Origin of the sequence: Bacillus sp. R86525 (assembly GCF_042466195.1) — a bacterium.
GTDB lineage: Bacteria > Bacillota > Bacilli > Bacillales > Bacillaceae_G > Bacillus_A > Bacillus_A nitratireducens.
In genome coordinates, this window is sequence record NZ_JAXHPX010000007.1 from 981478 (window position 1) to 997215 (window position 15738).

16 protein-coding genes and 1 other annotated feature are annotated in these 15738 nt (G+C 33.7%); of the genes, 13 read left to right on the forward strand and 3 right to left on the reverse strand.

All coding sequences use genetic code 11. The annotated features are described in order from the left end of the window. Positions 1-85: 85 nt before the first annotated feature. Positions 86-341: a binding site (T-box leader), on the forward strand. Positions 342-455: 114 nt separating this feature from the next. The 7 genes from brnQ6 to srtB all read left to right on the forward strand — a co-directional run bounded on the left by brnQ6 (position 456) and on the right by srtB (position 9618). Continuing rightward, positions 456-1781, forward strand: a complete 1326-nt coding sequence (brnQ6, locus tag SJY24_RS07570; protein ID WP_071735190.1) for a branched-chain amino acid transport system II carrier protein BrnQ6 — start codon at positions 456-458, stop codon at positions 1779-1781. Positions 1782-2240: 459 nt separating this feature from the next. Then, entirely contained in the window at positions 2241-2948 is a 708-nt protein-coding gene (isdC, locus tag SJY24_RS07575; RefSeq protein ID WP_001225045.1) for a heme uptake protein IsdC, read from the forward strand. 19 nt (positions 2949-2967) lie between these two features. Further along, entirely contained in the window at positions 2968-6099 is a 3132-nt protein-coding gene (locus tag SJY24_RS07580; protein WP_377864277.1) for an NEAT domain-containing protein, read from the forward strand. Between the two features lie 69 nt (positions 6100-6168). Beyond that, positions 6169-7050, forward strand: a complete 882-nt coding sequence (gene isdE, locus SJY24_RS07585; protein ID WP_377864278.1) for a heme ABC transporter substrate-binding protein IsdE — start codon at positions 6169-6171, stop codon at positions 7048-7050. 27 nt (positions 7051-7077) lie between these two features. Then, positions 7078-8061, forward strand: a complete 984-nt coding sequence (locus SJY24_RS07590; protein WP_377864280.1) for a FecCD family ABC transporter permease — start codon at positions 7078-7080, stop codon at positions 8059-8061. Next, positions 8051-8821 (forward strand): ABC transporter ATP-binding protein, encoded by a 771-nt coding sequence (locus tag SJY24_RS07595; protein ID WP_377864281.1) that lies wholly within the window; start codon positions 8051-8053, stop codon positions 8819-8821. Before SJY24_RS07590 ends, SJY24_RS07595 begins: the two co-directional genes overlap by 11 nt. A 32-nt stretch (positions 8822-8853) precedes the next feature. Continuing rightward, on the forward strand, positions 8854-9618 hold the full coding sequence (gene srtB, locus SJY24_RS07600) for a class B sortase (protein WP_377864282.1): 765 nt from the start codon (positions 8854-8856) through the stop codon (positions 9616-9618). Positions 9619-9687: 69 nt separating this feature from the next. Here the strand turns inward: srtB and isdG are convergent, their stop codons facing one another. Then, the gene (gene isdG / locus SJY24_RS07605) at positions 9688-10011 is read right to left on the reverse strand and encodes a heme oxygenase (protein WP_377864283.1); all 324 of its coding nucleotides are present in this window, start codon (positions 10009-10011) and stop codon (positions 9688-9690) included. Positions 10012-10358: 347 nt separating this feature from the next. Between isdG and SJY24_RS07610 the strand changes: the two genes are divergently transcribed. Further along, the gene (locus SJY24_RS07610; RefSeq protein ID WP_377864284.1) at positions 10359-11558 is read left to right on the forward strand and encodes a class I SAM-dependent rRNA methyltransferase; all 1200 of its coding nucleotides are present in this window, start codon (positions 10359-10361) and stop codon (positions 11556-11558) included. A gap of 39 nt (positions 11559-11597) precedes the next feature. On the opposite strand, the gene SJY24_RS07615 is transcribed toward SJY24_RS07610, so the two are convergent. Both SJY24_RS07615 and SJY24_RS07620 read right to left on the reverse strand, forming a co-directional pair. Further along, entirely contained in the window at positions 11598-11792 is a 195-nt protein-coding gene (locus SJY24_RS07615) for a YwbE family protein (RefSeq protein ID WP_001014316.1), read from the reverse strand. Then, complete coding sequence (locus SJY24_RS07620) at positions 11793-11966, reverse strand: hypothetical protein (protein WP_001293584.1); 174 nt, start codon at positions 11964-11966, stop codon at positions 11793-11795. It lies immediately after the preceding gene. A gap of 169 nt (positions 11967-12135) precedes the next feature. Here SJY24_RS07620 and SJY24_RS07625 point away from each other — a divergent pair, with 169 nt between their 5' ends. The 5 genes from SJY24_RS07625 (at position 12136) to SJY24_RS07645 (ending at position 15707) form a co-directional block, all read left to right on the forward strand. Beyond that, entirely contained in the window at positions 12136-12828 is a 693-nt protein-coding gene (locus SJY24_RS07625; RefSeq protein ID WP_377864285.1) for a response regulator transcription factor, read from the forward strand. A gap of 1 nt (position 12829) precedes the next feature. Further along, positions 12830-13765, forward strand: coding sequence for a HAMP domain-containing histidine kinase (locus SJY24_RS07630; RefSeq protein WP_377864286.1), 936 nt, complete (start codon positions 12830-12832; stop codon positions 13763-13765). Between the two features lie 125 nt (positions 13766-13890). Next, a complete protein-coding gene (locus tag SJY24_RS07635) occupies positions 13891-14814 on the forward strand; it encodes an ABC transporter ATP-binding protein (RefSeq protein ID WP_012261778.1) in 924 nt (307 codons plus the stop codon). Then, on the forward strand, positions 14807-14968 hold the full coding sequence (locus SJY24_RS07640; RefSeq protein WP_377864287.1) for a hypothetical protein: 162 nt from the start codon (positions 14807-14809) through the stop codon (positions 14966-14968). Before SJY24_RS07635 ends, SJY24_RS07640 begins: the two co-directional genes overlap by 8 nt. A 34-nt stretch (positions 14969-15002) precedes the next feature. Continuing rightward, complete coding sequence (locus SJY24_RS07645; protein WP_377864288.1) at positions 15003-15707, forward strand: ABC transporter permease; 705 nt, start codon at positions 15003-15005, stop codon at positions 15705-15707. Positions 15708-15738: the final 31 nt, after the last annotated feature.

Below are 15738 nucleotides of genomic sequence, written 5' to 3' on the forward strand. Positions count from 1 at the left end.
TTTTTTTGTCAGAAAAAATAAAACTATTGATTTTTTAAAAAATAGCCCATATAATAAAAAACAACAAGTTTCGACAAGATATTTTATAAAAGTAATGATGAGGACATGAGTTGTTTTCTACGATTCTCAGAGAGGGAAGCCTTAGGCTGTGAGCTTCCTAATACGAAAAGACAATCTTACCACCTCTAAACTTCAAGAGTGAACTGCATGCATGATGCATTGTAATTCTTGGCGGATAAAACCGTTATCAATTTACACGAGCTATAAAATGAGCTTATTTCGTTATAAATTCATTTTATTAGAATAAGGGTGGAACCACGATTTCAACACTCGTCCCTTTGTTAGGGACGGGTGTTTTTTGCGTTCTTTTACGGGGAAGTATGCTTGAAAGAGGATATGTGACGGATTTTAATTCAGAATATTTTGTCAATTAAAAAATTAGGAGGTTAGTAGAAATGAAATCATCTTTAAAGTTTTCTGAGATGTTTGCAATAAGTTTAATGTTGTTTGCACTATTCTTTGGTGCAGGTAATATGATTTTCCCGCCGGCGTTAGGGCAAGGTGCTGGAACAGACGTATGGATCGCGTTATTTGGCTTTATCGTAACAGGTGTTGGATTGCCTTTATTAGGGGTAATTGTTATAGCTCTAAAGGGAGATATTAATGAGCTAGCGGGACGTGTACACCCTGTATTCGCACTAGTTTTTATCACTGCAATATATTTATGTTTAGGCGTATTTGTAAGTGTTCCGCGTACAGGAACAGTTGCTTATGAGATGAGTGTTGCACCGTTTTTACCAAGTGAGATAGCTGGTCAATCCTATCCACTTGTTATCTTTACATTTATTTTCTTTGCAGTAACTTTCTATTTAGCTTTAAACCCATCGAAATTAGTGGGGCGCATTGGTAAAGTGTTAACTCCAATTTTATTAGCTGTTATTGCAATTATTGTAGCGAAAGCAATTATGACGCCAATGGGAGAGTTTGGTGCACCGACAGAAGCATATAGTGCTCCACTCTTTAAAGGTTTTATTGATGGATATTTAACTTTAGATGGACTTGCAGCACTTGTTTTCGGAAATGTTGTCATTAATGCTTTAAAAGCAAAAGGTATTACAAATAAGAATAGTATTGCGAAAGTAACAATCTTTGCAGGATTTATTGCGGCACTTGGTTTACTACTAGTTTATTTAGCGCTTGCTTACCTTGGAGCTTCTAGTGTTTCACTCGGAATGGGGGCAAACGGAGGAATTATTTTAACAAACGTAGTGAATCATTTATTTGGTAGTTACGGAACATTATTACTAGGGATCGCAATTACAGCAGCATGTTTAACAACTTCTGTAGGTATTGTTGCAGCTTGTGGAGAATATTTTTCTTCGTTATTACCAAAGCTTTCTTACCAAAAAATCGTTTTCATTTTCTCTGTATTAGCATTTATGGTAGCAAATCTTGGTTTAACTCAGTTAAACGCATTAGCATTGCCGATTTTAATTGCAATTTACCCAATTGGTATCGTACTGATCGTACTATCGCTTGTTGAAAACTATATTCGTCTTCCGTTAGCTATGTATGTAGGCGGTATTGTAGGCGCATTTGCAATTAGCTTCTTTGATGGATTGCATAATGCAAATCTTCAAGTAGCGGCCCTTGCTCCTATTTTAGATAAAATTCCATTATATAGTGTAGGGATTGGTTGGCTAGTTCCGGGTATCATTGGAATTGCAATTGGATATGTAGTTTCTTTATTTCAAAAGCAAGAAATTGCTGTAGAAAAATAAGGGGAAGAGGCTTTCTTTAAAAGAAAGTCTCTTTTTTTGTAGAAAAATTATATATAGAAGAATTTAGATATTAAAAATTTTATACGTAATATAGTTGACAAAAAAATTACCAGTAGGCTAAGATTGACTTAGTTGTGGAAATATTGGAAGGGAAGAGGTTTTCTATGACTATATCATTTTTGTAAGAAGAGGTGATAGAACGATAGAATTAGGCGGTTTATTTTTTTTGAACTTCGTTGAGAATGATAATCAATAAAATGATGAAAGAGTTTTATGTTTATTCTTATAGGAAAAATTGGTGGGATTATTTTTTTGCCTATCAATGAGAATGATAATCAATACATTTCTAACTACATATTGTTACTCGTTATAAAATAGAGATAGAAAGATTATTTTTTTCTTATATATTGAGAATAATTATCATTTTCAAAAAAGAAAAACAAGGAGGCAGTAAGGTAAATGAGAAAGTTTTCGGTATTACCCGCTTTTATTATGACATTCGTATGTATGCTAGCTTTTCTCGTAGTGCCATTCGGACAAGCTTCGGCAAATGTAGCTGACGGTACTTACGATATTAACTATGTCATACAAAAAGCAGAAAATGATTCAGCTTCAATGGCAAATGATTATTTTGAAAAACCAGCTAAGTTAATTGTAAAAAATGGTGAGATGAGAGTACAAATTCCTATGAATCATAGTGCTTGGATTACAGAATTTAAAGCACCAGAGAATGGAAACTTTGTTGATGCAAAAGTTGTTAGTAAAGATGAATCTGCAGATAAAAGAACTGTAGAGTTTAAAATTGACGACCTATCTAAACCAGCAGCTGTAAAAATTCATGTTGTTGTACCGAATGTAAATTATGACCATAACTACACAATTCGCTTTGCGTTTGATGCAAATGTAAAAGCAGTAGGTGGAGAGAATAAGGAAACTGCTGCAACAAAAAATGAAGATCAAACTCAAAAAAATACACAAGTAAAAGAAGAAGTGAAGAAAGAAGAGAGCAAAGAAACAAACAAAGATGTAAATAAAGGAACAAATGAAAGTGGGAAAGCTGAAAAAACAGATAACCCAAAAACAAGTGATGAAGCACGTATCGGATTATTTGCAGCATTACTTCTTATTTCAGGTGTTTTCTTAATTCGTAAAGTACGTCAAAACTAAATAAAGGAGCGGTATTCTATTGAATAAATATCTTAAAATTGTTGCTGCGATGTTTTTAATGGTATTTACATTCGTATCGACATTACAACCCCTTGCGGTTCAAGCTGCTAGTCAACTAGCTGACGGTGAATATTCAATCGGTTTCAAAGTTCTTAAAGACACATCAGATGAAGAATCCATGATGAATCAATACTCTGTAAGTCCAGGAACTTTAAAAGTAAAGAATGGGAAAAAGAAAGTATCCTTTACGTTAGAACATAGTTCATGGATTACAAAGTTTGAAACGGAAAAAAGTGGTCAGTTTGTTGCGACAAATGTAATTAATGAAGATAAAGAAAAAGATACAAGAGTCGTAGAATTTGAAGTGGACGATGTAGAGAAGGTATTAAATGCGAAAGTAAAAGTAGACATTGACTTTTTAAATTATCATCATGACTATGATGTGCGTATTGCATTTGATCAAAATAGTATTACACCGGTTCATGTAGAACAACCAAATGAAAAAGAGGACCCAGCTAATAAGCCAGATCCAAATGAAAATCCGGATCCGAGTCAGAAGCCCGACCAAAAGCCTGACCCAGATCAACAACCAAATTCTAACACAATTAAAGATGGAGAGTACAGCATTCCATTTAAAGTGTTAAAAGATCAAACAGATGAAGAATCTAAGATGAATACTTACATGGTAAATCCAGGGGTATTAAAAGTAGAAAACGGTAAGAAAATAGCGCTTGTAACATTAAAAAGTAGTTCATTAATTAAAAATTTCCAAACGGAAAAAGATGGTGCATTTGCTGATGCAAAAGTAGTGAGTGAAGATAAAGAAAAAGATACAAGAGTAGTAGAATTTGAAGTAGACGATTTATCTAAAAAACTAAATACAAAAGTCTTTATTGAAGTGGCATCACAAGGTTACAAGCAAACACATAATGTACAACTTTTATTTGAACAAGATAAACTTGAACAAATTAAAAATGAAGAGAAACAACCGGATGGAGATAAAAAGCCGGAAGTAGAAAAACCAGATACTGAATTAATTAAAGATGGAGAGTACAGCATTCCATTTAAAGTGTTAAAAGATCAAACAGATGAAGAATCTAAGATGAATACTTACATGGTAAATCCGGGAGTATTAAAAGTAGAAAATGGTAAGAAAAAAGCAATTGTAACACTAAAAAGTAGCTCATTAATTAAAAATTTCCAAACGGAAAAAGATGGTGCATTTGTTGATGCAAAAGTAGTGAGTGAAGATAAAGAAAAAGATACAAGAGTAGTAGAGTTTGAAGTAAACGATTTATCTAAAAAACTAAATACAAAAGTATTTATCGAAATGGCATCAAGAAACTATAAGCAAACACATAATGTGCAACTTTTATTTGAACAAGATAAGCTTGAACAAATAAAAAATGAAGAGAAACAACCAGACGGAGATAAGAAACCAGAAGGCGAAAAACAACCAGACGGAGATAAGAAACCAGAAGGCGAGAAACAACCAGATGCTGAAACAATTAAAGATGGCGAATACAGCATCAATTTTAAAACATTAAAAGATCAAACAGATGAAATTTCAATGATGAACACATATACAAAAAGTCCAGGCGTGTTAAAAGTGAAAGATGGTAAAAAATATGTATCATTCACATTAACGAATAGTGCATGGATTACAAAGTTTGAATTTGATAAAAATGGTTCGTTTGTTGATGCGAGTGTATTAAGTGAAGATAAAAAAGCTGATACACGCGTAGTGGAAGTAGAAGTAGACGATTTATCGAAAAAGTTAAATGCAAAAGTAAAAGTGGATATCGATTCAATGAATTATCACCATTTCTACGACATTCAATTTGAATTTGATAAAGATAGCATTAAACCGTTAGACAACCAAGGTGGAAACAACAACCAAGGTGGAAACAACAACCAAGGTGGAAACAACAACCAAGGTGGAAACAACAACCAAGGTGGAAACGACAACCAAGGCGGAAACGATAACCAAGGTGGAAACGACAACCAAGGCGGAAACGACAACCAAGGCGGAAATGATAACCAAGGTGGAAACAACAACCAGGGCAATAATACAACAATTGATCCAAACGCTCTTAAAGACGGTGAATACAGCATTGGCTTTAAAGTATTAAAAGATCAAACAGATGAAATATCAATGATGAATACATACACAAAAAGCCCAGGTGTATTGAAAGTAAAAGATGGTAAGAAATATGTATCGTTTACATTAACAAATAGTACATGGATTACAAAGTTTGATTTTGAGAAGAATGGCTCGTTCGTTAATGCAAAAGTATTAAGTGAAAATAAAGAGCAAAATACAAGAGTAGTAGAAGTAGAAGTAAACGATTTATCTAAAAAATTAAATGCAAAAGTAAAAGTAGATATTGATTCAATGAATTATCACCATCTCTACGATGTTCAATTTGTATTTGATCAAGATAGTATCAAAGCTTTAGGGAACCAAGGTGAAAATGAAAACAAAGATGGAAATGATAAACCGAAAGTAATAGTAGATCCGAAAAATTTAGTAGATGGTCAATATGATATTACATTTAAAGTGTTAAAAGACAAAACAGAAGAACTTTCAAAGATGCATGACTACACTGTAAATCCAGCAAAATTAATCGTTAAAGATGGTAAAAAGTACATTGAGATGACGCTGAAAAATAGTGCATGGATTACAAAATTCCAAACGGAAAATAACAGTCTTTTTGCTGATGCGAAAGTAGTAAGCGAAGATAAAAATGCAAATACGAGAGTAGTGCAATTTGAAGTAGACGACTTATTTAAAAAATTAAACGCAAAAGTAAAGGTAGACATCGATGAGATGAACTACCACCATTTCTACGATGTACAAATTCAATTTGATACAAACAATATTGGTGCGCTAGGTACTATAAAAGAAGAGCCGAAGAATGATCCGAAAAATCCGGTGACTACACCAAAAGTAGAAAATGTTAAAACAACTGCGACACCTGAGTTTAATCGTAATGCCGACGGTAAGAAGTTAAAAGAGAATACGAAAGTCGACGATAAGAAAGAGAAAAACTCAAAAACTGCAGATACAGCACAACTTGGTTTATACATGGTGCTACTGCTAGGCTCACTTGCTGTACTAGTTCGTAAATATAGAGCAGGTAGATTGTAATTTTTGGAGTCTTGATGCATGTCCGCATGCATCAAGACTTGTTTCATATTGTATTGAAAGGAGTGGTGATTGCGAGTGAAGAAAATTGCGAGTGTACTAATGGCTATTATTCTATTAGTAAGTATAGCTGGGTGCTCATCACCAAAAAAAGAAACAGCGAAGCAGGTAAAGAGTGAGAGTAAAGAGCGAGTTGTTGCAACAACAGTGGCTGTTACTGAAATTATGGATGCGTTAGAAGTAGATTTAGTTGGTGTTCCAACAAGCTCTAAAACATTACCAAAACGTTATAAGGGGCTACCTGATGTTGGGAATCCAATGAGTCCGGATATGGAAAAAGTAAAATCGTTAAAGCCGTCAGAAGTATTATCCGTGACAACACTTGAATATGAATTAAAGCCAGTTTTTGATGGTGTGGGCATGAAAGCAAACTTTTTAGATTTAACAAGCTTGAAAAATATGCAAAATTCCATTAGCGATTTAGGTAAGCAATATGGACGTGAAAAGCAGGCTGAAGCAGTTGTAACGAAGTTAGATAACAAGGTTGCAGAGATTAAAAAAGCAGTAAAGGGAAAGAAAGAACCGACAGTGCTTATTTTATTAGGTGTACCAGGGAGTTATTTAGTAGCAACGGAACATTCTTATATTGGGGATTTAGTGAAACAACTAGGTGGTAAAAATATTGTGCAGGGTGAACAGGTAGAATATTTAGCCTCTAATACAGAGTATTTAAAGAAAGCTGATCCGGATATTATTTTACGAGCAGCTCATGGTATGCCTGATGAAGTTGTAAAAATGTTTGATAAAGAATTTAAAACGAATGACATTTGGAAACATTTTGCCGCAGTTAAAAATAATCGAGTTTATGATTTAGAAGAAAGTTTATTTGGAACGACAGGAAATTTAGCAGCTACTGAAGCTTTAGATGAATTGAAAAAAATGATGTATCCGTGATGCATTTTAATATAAAGGAAGATTAGCATGAATAAAAAATTTTGGAGTTTCTTTATTGTTACTGTATTGCTCATTGTGATGACGTCTTTCTCAGCGATGAGAGGGAGTTTAGAAGTAGGTATTGTTGATCTTGTACAAGGGATATTTACAGGAAACAATGAAGACGTCGAAGTTATTAAAGATTTACGCTTCCCGCGTATCATTATCGCGCTATTTACAGGAGCGGCACTAGCGGTTTCAGGTGTGCTCTTCCAAGCGGTTATGAAAAACCCACTTGCTGATGCTGGAGTTATCGGTATATCTTCTGGGGCAAGTTTTATGACGCTCGTTATTATTACGTTGTTCCCGCAATTCTTTTTCTGGACACCAGTATTCGCATTTTTAGGCGGTGCGCTTGCGTGTTATCTCGTTTATTCGTTTTCATGGAAGTCTGGATTAAGTCCACTACGTATTATTTTAATTGGTATTGCTATTAATGCAATGTTCACTGGATTAAATGAATCTTTCATTACGATTTGTGGATACTTCATTAAGAGTATTAAACAAACGACGACTTCAAATATAACAATGAAAACATGGGGAGATGTGGAAATCATCGTTACATATGGAACAATTGGGCTTGTTCTGGCGCTGTTTGTAGGGGCGTGGTGTAACTTATTATCATTACAAGATAAGACTGCAAAGAACTTAGGTCTTCATGTGACGAGAGTTCGCCTTGTTATTTCCGCAATTGCAGTGTTGTTAGCGGCTGTATCGACCGCAATTGCAGGAGTTATTGCTTTCGTAGGTTTGCTTGTTCCTCATATTTCAAGACAACTAGTCGGTTCAGACCATAAAGTATTAATTCCATTTTCTGCTCTTGCAGGGGCGTTATTAATTTTGACAGCGGATACGATTGGAAGGTTAATTGTGCCACCTAATGAAATTCCAGCATCGACAATTATGGCGGTTATTGGCGGCCCATTCTTAATATTCTTGCTTAGAAAGAGTGATAAAGTTCATGGAAATTAAAAATGTAACCTTTTCGTATGACAATGTAACAGATCGTTTAAAGTCTGTTAGTAGTGAAATAAAAATGGGGAAAATTACAACTATTATTGGCCCGAACGGTTGCGGGAAATCGACATTACTTGGTGTTATGTCAAGAAATCATACTCCTCGTAGTGGGGAAGTAATACTTGATGGAAAAGCAATTAGTGCGTATAAGCCGAAAGAGTTTGCTAGAAAACTAGCGGTTGTTCATCAACAAAATGAGGCGCCGGCAGATATTACTATTGAAAAATTAACGAGTTTTGGTCGTATGCCATATAAAAATATTTTTTCTTCACACAATGATGAAGATAGAGAAGCTATTGAAAAGGCACTTACTTGTACGAATTTACAGAGTAAGCGAGATAAGCCAATTCATGCTTTATCTGGCGGTGAGAGACAAAGGGTATGGATTGCGATGACTTTAGCGCAAAAGACACCGATGCTCTTTTTAGATGAGCCGACAACATATTTAGATATTTATTATCAGCTTGAAATATTAGAGTTAGTGAAAGAATTAAATGAAGTGCATGGATTGACGATTGTAATGGTACTGCATGATATTAATCAAGCGATTCGCTATAGTGATCATATTATTGTTATGAAAGATGGTGAAATTGTTACGAAAGGTAATCCGAATGATGTAGTAACAGAGGATATGATTAAAATGATATACGGTGTAGATGTCGTTGTAAAGCATGATGAAGATACAGGATTGTATATGGTACCGATGGGAATTTAAGCGCTAATCGCAATCTGTTTTGAGGTGATAATTTGAGTAGTACAGAAAAACGGAAAAAGAATCCTTTTTTTCAACGAATACTTACAGTTGTTTTTTTAGGTATCTTTTTCTACTCAATGTATGAATTAGGCGGCATTTTTATGGACTACTATGAAAATCGTAAAGTAATGGCTGAGGCACAAGAAATTTATGAGCGGAGCCCGGTGGAAGAAAAGGCAAAAGACGGAGAGATACGAAAACAGTTTCAAGCGTTACAAAAAATCAATCCAGAAATAGTTGGATGGATTACGATGGATGATACACAAATTAATTATCCAATTGTTCAAGCTAAAGACAATGATTACTATTTATACCGTAATTATAAAGGTGAGGATATGCGAGCTGGCAGTATCTTTATGGACTATCGTAATGATGTGCAGTCGCAAAATCGAAATACAATTTTATACGGTCATCGTATGAAAGATGGTTCTATGTTTGCAAGCCTAAAAAAAATGTTAGATGAAGAGTTTTTTATGTCGCACCGCAAATTATATTACGATACTTTATTTGAAGGGTACGATGTCGAAGTATTTTCAGTGTATACGACAACAACTGATTTTTATTATATTGAAACGGATTTTGAAAGCGATAGGGACTATATAGCATTCTTGAAACAAATTCAAGAAAGATCACTGTATAAAACAAATACGGAAGTGACGGAAAATGATCAAATTGTAACACTCTCTACATGTGACTATGCACTTGATCCAGAAGAAGGAAGGCTGGTTGTGCATGCAAAATTAGTAAAAAGAAATTAAATAAAAAGTATAGAAAATGAGAAGAGATATTTCTTCTCATACTTCTATACTTTTTTATGAAACGTATTTTTATTGAGCTGCTGCCATTGGCATACGTACGACTTCAACATCATAGTAAGAAATTTTATTATCAAGAATATATTCTGGCATCCCACCTTGATGTGAGTGAGCATCTTTAAACGCTGAACTCTTCGTCCAACCTTGAAAATCTTCTTTTGAATTCCAGCGAGTGCTAATTGTTACTTCGTCGTAATCAACTGTATTTTGTGTTAAAAGAACTTCTAATCCTAGAAACCCTGACATTGTTTCAACTTTTCCAACTTTATTAAAACGCTCGATTAATTTATGACCATTACCTTTCGTAATTTTAGCTATATTTGCAACAATAATCATATTTATTCCTCCTATAAGGTTATCTTTATTTTCATGAATTCATATACATTAAATGATAATGAAAATCATTATCATTGTCAATGGTAATTATGAAATAAATTGAAACTTTAATCAGTGGGGGGTTTACTGCCCGGCAAATAGCGGGATAAATAAGTTTTTTCGGTTATTGTAGACAGTGAGATGTTCAGTTCAAAAATTAGTAAATATATAGCGATTATGCGAGAGAATGAGCTAGTTGTACTAGCAAAGCAATAATATGGTATAGTGAAACGAGGCTGTTTTTTAGCCTTGTTTTTTATATGCTTCCTACTAATTAGAAAGCATTCAAATGGAAAGGAAGACATTACATGCGATCAGAAGTAACTGTAAAAATAAAACCGAAATTTATAAAAGAAATTAAAAGTGGATATCCGCTTATTTTAAAAGATGCGATTCAAAATTTAAATGATGTTCAGGAAGAAGGAACAATCATTAAAGTAGTAGATGAGAAGAACAATTTTGTCGGAAAAGGTTATTATGGAAAACAAAATAAAGGATACGGCTGGATTTTAACGAGAAAAGAGAGTGAACAAATTAATCAATCTTTCTTTGAAAGTAAAATAAAATCTGCCTTACATAAACGAAAGCAATTTTACAAATCAAGTGATACGACAGCATTCCGTGCCCTAAATGGTGAAGGTGATGGTCTTGGAGGCTTAATTATCGATTATTATGACGGCTATTATGTAGTAAGTTGGTATAGTGAAGGGATTTATACTTTCCGCGATGAAATCGTAGAAGCACTTCAAAAAGTAGCGAACTTTAAAGGTATCTATGAGAAAAAGCGTTTTGATACAAAAGGGAAATACATTGAAGATGATGATTTTGTAGCAGGAGAGCGCGGTGAGTTCCCACTTATCGTAAAAGAAAACGGTGTAAACTTTGCTGTATATTTAAATGACGGGGCGATGGTTGGTGTATTTTTAGATCAACGTAACGTTCGAAAACAAATCCGTGATAAATATGCACAAAGAAGAACTGTTTTAAATATGTTCTCTTATACAGGAGCGTTCTCTGTATTTGCAGCACTTGGTGGCGCAAGTAAAACAACAAGTGTTGACCTTGCCAATCGTAGTTTAAGTAAAACGATTGAGCAGTTCAGTGTAAATGAAATTGATTATGAAGCACAAGACATTATTGTAGAAGATGTATTTCTATATTTCAAATATGCAGCTAAGAAAAAGATGAAATTTGATATGGTGGTACTTGATCCTCCAAGTTTTGCACGCTCTAAAAAATATACATTTAGCGCAGCGAAAGACTATAAAAACTTATTACAAGAAACAATCGCGATTACAGAAAATAACGGTATTATCGTTGCTTCTACAAATTGTAGCGCGTTCGATATGAAAAAGTTTAAAGGTTTTATCGATACAGCATTTAAAGAAATGAATGGCAAATATAAAATATTAGAAGAACATTCTTTACCAGAAGATTTCCGTACAATTGATCAGTTTAAAGAGGGAGACTATTTAAAAGTAGTTTTCATCGAGAAAATTAAAGGTTAATAAAGAAAAAGGAGCTCAAGTTTAAATGAGCTCCTTTTCTTATTGAACGATATTTTGCACTCTGCCAACTTGCCCATCCTGCAATCGTACTTTAATACCGTGCGGATGAGAGGGGGAGTTAGTTAGAATATCTTTTACAATTCCTCTTGTTAGCTTGCCTGTACGTTGATCTTGTTTTAATACAATATCAACTTCAAGACCTGATGAAATGTTAGATCGTTTTTGTCCGTTCATTTACACACCTGTACGTCTACGTTGGTTGTTTGTTTTCTTCGTTTGTTGGTTTTGTAATTTTTTCGTTGCTTGGCTTTGATTTGTATTATTTGAACCATTTCCATTTCCTTGCTTTTTCTTTGCAAGTTGTTCGCGCATTAAATCAGCTAAGCTTACTTTTTTGTTTTCTGACATGATAAGTCTCCTTTATATAAAGTTAATTATGAACAATAGTAGTGAATTTTATCATATCATTGTTAAGGAAGGAAGGGAAGTTGGTTTGAAAATTCATATAATTCTTTCCAGCATTCCTTCGTTACGATACAATTAAAATGTTAATGTTTGTAAAAAAGGGGATAGAAATATGTCACATCATATTTTATTAGTTGAAGATGATATCTCAATTCAAGAGATGGTGGAAAAGTATTTAATAAAGGAAGGTTTTCACGTTACAATCGCGTCTGACGGAGAAGAAGGGGTGCAAGCATTTTTTAAATCATCCTTTGATTTAGTTATCCTTGATATAATGATGCCGAAGTTAGATGGCTTAGAGGTCGTACGTATTATTCGTGAGAAGAGTGCAGTTCCGATTTTAATGATGTCGGCAAAAGATACAGATGTTGATAAAGCTGTTGGATTAGGAGTTGGAGCAGATGATTACATTTGTAAGCCGTTTTCTATGATTGAACTAGCTGCACGTGTAAAAGCCGGTATTCGGAGGTCTACAAAGTATTCAGCTGTGGAATCAAAAGATGAGGCCATTCAGATTGGTGATTTAATAATTGACCCAATTAATTTTACTGTGGAGAAAAAGGGAAGACAGCTTAAACTTACTTTAAAAGAATTTGAGATTTTAAAGCTATTCGTGAAGAATCAAAATCGTGTTTTTACGAAAGCACAAATATATACGCTTGTTTGGAATGAAGAATATTATGGTGATGATAATGTTATTAATGTTCATATGAGAAGATTACGTGAGAAAATTGAAAGTGATCCATCTAATCCAGAATATATTAAAACATTATGGGGCATCGGCTATAAGTTGGAAGTGATGTAGTATGGTTGTATTCTTAACAGTGGTGATTATTATATTGCTTATCGTTATTTACGTGCAATATAAAATTAGGAAAAATAGTAGTAGGAATTTACGCTACACGTATGAGAAGTTAAATCGAATTGTAAAAGAAAAAACTGGTGAGAAGCTATTAATTATGACAGATGATCTAGAATTGCAAAAGTTATTAGTGGCGATTAATCATTTATTAGATGCAAAACAGAAAACGAATGCAGATCATGCGAAAGTAGAAATTTCGATGAGAAAAATGCTTTCAAATATTTCACATGATTTAAAGACGCCACTAACCGTTATTCTTGGATATACAGAAATGTTAAATAAGGATAAAACGATGAATAAAGAAGAACAGCAAATATTACTTGAAAAGGTGCACGTGAAAACACTAGAAGTAATGGAACTAATTCATAAGTTTTTTGATTTAGCAAAATTAGAATCTGGTGACAAGGCCATCGAGATGACGAAAGTAAATATGAATGAAGTTTGCCGTGAGAAGATTTTATCTTTTTATGATTTAGTGACGACGAATGGGTTTCAAGTTCATATTGATATACCAGAAAGAAATATATATGCACTTGGAAATGTAGAAGTATTAGGCAGGGTATTGAATAATTTAATATCAAATGCGATTACATATGGAGACGATGGAAAGACACTCGGTATGACGTTAAGAGATGATGAAACGAGTGTGTATATAGATGTATGGGATACAGGAAAAGGAATTGATGAATCTCATATTGATAAAGTGTTTGAGCGTATGTACACACTTGAAGATTCCAGAAATAGATTGTACCAAGGGAGCGGTTTAGGGTTAACGATTACAAAAAGACTTGTGGAAGCGATGGATGGAAAAATACATCTTTCTAGTAAGCCGTATGAAAAAACAATTTTTACAGTTGTATTAAAAAAGATGCTGTTTTAGCTTGTAGAGAAGTAGATTCTACAAGCTTTTTTTCAGCGTAAGGAATTTGTAAGGAACGGGTAAGAAAAAAGAGATTTCCGTTGTCTATTATAGAAGTATAAGGTAGTGCGAAAGGAGACAGTGACATGACATATATATTAAAAACGAATCAGTTAACGAAAGTGTTTAAAGGGAAAGAAGTTATTTCTAGCGTTAACATGCATGTGAAAAAGGGAGAGATATATGGTTTCTTAGGACCGAATGGTGCAGGTAAAACAACGATTATGAAAATGATCACAAATTTAATAAAACCGACGAGCGGTGATATTGAAATTTTTGGTGAGAAGTTAACGGATACATCTTATGAATTGTTAAAGCGCATGGGGACAATTATCGAATATCCAATCTTTTATGATAAATTAACGGCGAAGGAAAACCTAGAATTACATTGTGAATATATGGGGTATTACGATAAAAACGCAATTGATCATGCTTTACATTTAGTGAAACTGCACGGTATAGATGATAAAAAAGTAAAAGATTTTTCATTAGGGATGAAGCAAAGACTTGGTATTGCAAGGGCGATTATGACGAAGCCAGAATTACTCATTTTAGATGAGCCAATTAACGGTTTAGATCCAATTGGTATTAAAGAATTAAGAGACTTATTTAAAATGCTTTGCAAAGAATATGGTATTACGTTATTAGTCTCTAGTCATATTTTAGGCGAGATGGAACTAATGGCAGATACAATCGGTATGATTCAAAATGGAAAACTAATAAAAGAAGTTTCAATGAAGAGTATTAACGGAAAACAAACAGAGTACATTGAAATTACTGTTCCTGATGTGAAGCGTGCAGCTTATATTTTAGAAGATAAACTCGGTATAAAAAATTACAAAATAATGAGTGGAAATATGATTCGTGTGTATGATACGGCAGCGTCTCAGCAAGCTATTTCAAAAGCACTTATTATGAACGATGTAGAAATTGAAAGTATTAATAAGAAACATAGTTCCTTAGAAGAATATTTCTTAAATGTAATGGATGGAGAGGGCATTCATGCTTAATGGATTGTTAGTGAATCTAGTAAGTGGATTGATTGTAATGTTCATAAGTGGGATTTTATATTATAGAAAACCTGAGCGGAAATGGTTGTTAATTCTAATAGTAATAGGAATGTTAAGCGTAGTTACTGCTGGAATTAGAATGTTAGCAGCGTAGAGAGAGTTATATAAAGAATGGAGGCGTGGTTTGTATGCTTAGATTAATGAAGCTAGAGTGGAAAAAACATCAATTATCTAGTTACTTTAAAAGTGTAGCAATTTGTATTATAGCAATTTTTATTGTAGTAAATCTTATGGCGTTGGGGGTGAAAGACGAGGTAGATGGGCTATTCTCTAACTTCACGCAACAAATGGTTTTAATAAACACTTTTATTAGGATAACATTTATTATTTTTAGTTCAGTCATTTTATCACGTTTAGTAATTGATGAGTATAAGAACAAAACAATGCAACTATTGTTTATGTACCCACTGCAAAGGAAAATGTTAATGAGGGCGAAATTAACAATTGTTTTTTGTTTTTGTTTTGTGAGCACCATTATGGCTACTTTCATTATTAGTTTGCTTGTGTATTTTGTGAGTCCAATGATGGGAATGATTGAAACACCTGCTACGATAGGTGAAATAATAGCTATCGTTCCAGCTACTTTTATAAGTGCATTTATGATATCTGGTATAAGTTTAATTCCTTTATTTTTTGGGATGAGAAAGAAATCGACACCGACAACAATTACTTCTGCAGTAATAATTGGGATGCTAATTAGTAGTAATTTTGGTTCTGGAAACGGTCAAGTAAGTATGTTTAATTTTATAGCTATCCCAATAGTGCTCTGTTTATTAGGGATTTTCATTAGTTATCTATCGTATCGTAAAATCGACAAGATTGATGTGGCGTAAAATAAGCTTAAAACAACAACGAACAGGGGTA

Bases quoted from the DNA above. Each gene is read 5' to 3' on its own strand.
- brnQ6 (WP_071735190.1), top strand. From the start codon at position 456: ATGAAATCATCTTTAAAGTTTTCTGAGATGTTTGCAATAAGTTTAATG.
- isdC (WP_001225045.1), top strand. From the start codon at position 2,241: ATGAGAAAGTTTTCGGTATTACCCGCTTTTATTATGACATTCGTATGT.
- SJY24_RS07590 (WP_377864280.1), top strand. From the start codon at position 7,078: ATGAATAAAAAATTTTGGAGTTTCTTTATTGTTACTGTATTGCTCATT.
- SJY24_RS07595 (WP_377864281.1), top strand. From the start codon at position 8,051: ATGGAAATTAAAAATGTAACCTTTTCGTATGACAATGTAACAGATCGT.
- isdG (WP_377864283.1), bottom strand. From the start codon at position 10,011: ATGATTATTGTTGCAAATATAGCTAAAATTACGAAAGGTAATGGTCAT.
- SJY24_RS07610 (WP_377864284.1), top strand. From the start codon at position 10,359: ATGCGATCAGAAGTAACTGTAAAAATAAAACCGAAATTTATAAAAGAA.
- SJY24_RS07615 (WP_001014316.1), bottom strand. From the start codon at position 11,792: ATGAACGGACAAAAACGATCTAACATTTCATCAGGTCTTGAAGTTGAT.
- SJY24_RS07620 (WP_001293584.1), bottom strand. From the start codon at position 11,966: ATGTCAGAAAACAAAAAAGTAAGCTTAGCTGATTTAATGCGCGAACAA.
- SJY24_RS07625 (WP_377864285.1), top strand. From the start codon at position 12,136: ATGTCACATCATATTTTATTAGTTGAAGATGATATCTCAATTCAAGAG.
- SJY24_RS07630 (WP_377864286.1), top strand. From the start codon at position 12,830: ATGGTTGTATTCTTAACAGTGGTGATTATTATATTGCTTATCGTTATT.
- SJY24_RS07635 (WP_012261778.1), top strand. From the start codon at position 13,891: ATGACATATATATTAAAAACGAATCAGTTAACGAAAGTGTTTAAAGGG.
- SJY24_RS07640 (WP_377864287.1), top strand. From the start codon at position 14,807: ATGCTTAATGGATTGTTAGTGAATCTAGTAAGTGGATTGATTGTAATG.
- SJY24_RS07645 (WP_377864288.1), top strand. From the start codon at position 15,003: ATGCTTAGATTAATGAAGCTAGAGTGGAAAAAACATCAATTATCTAGT.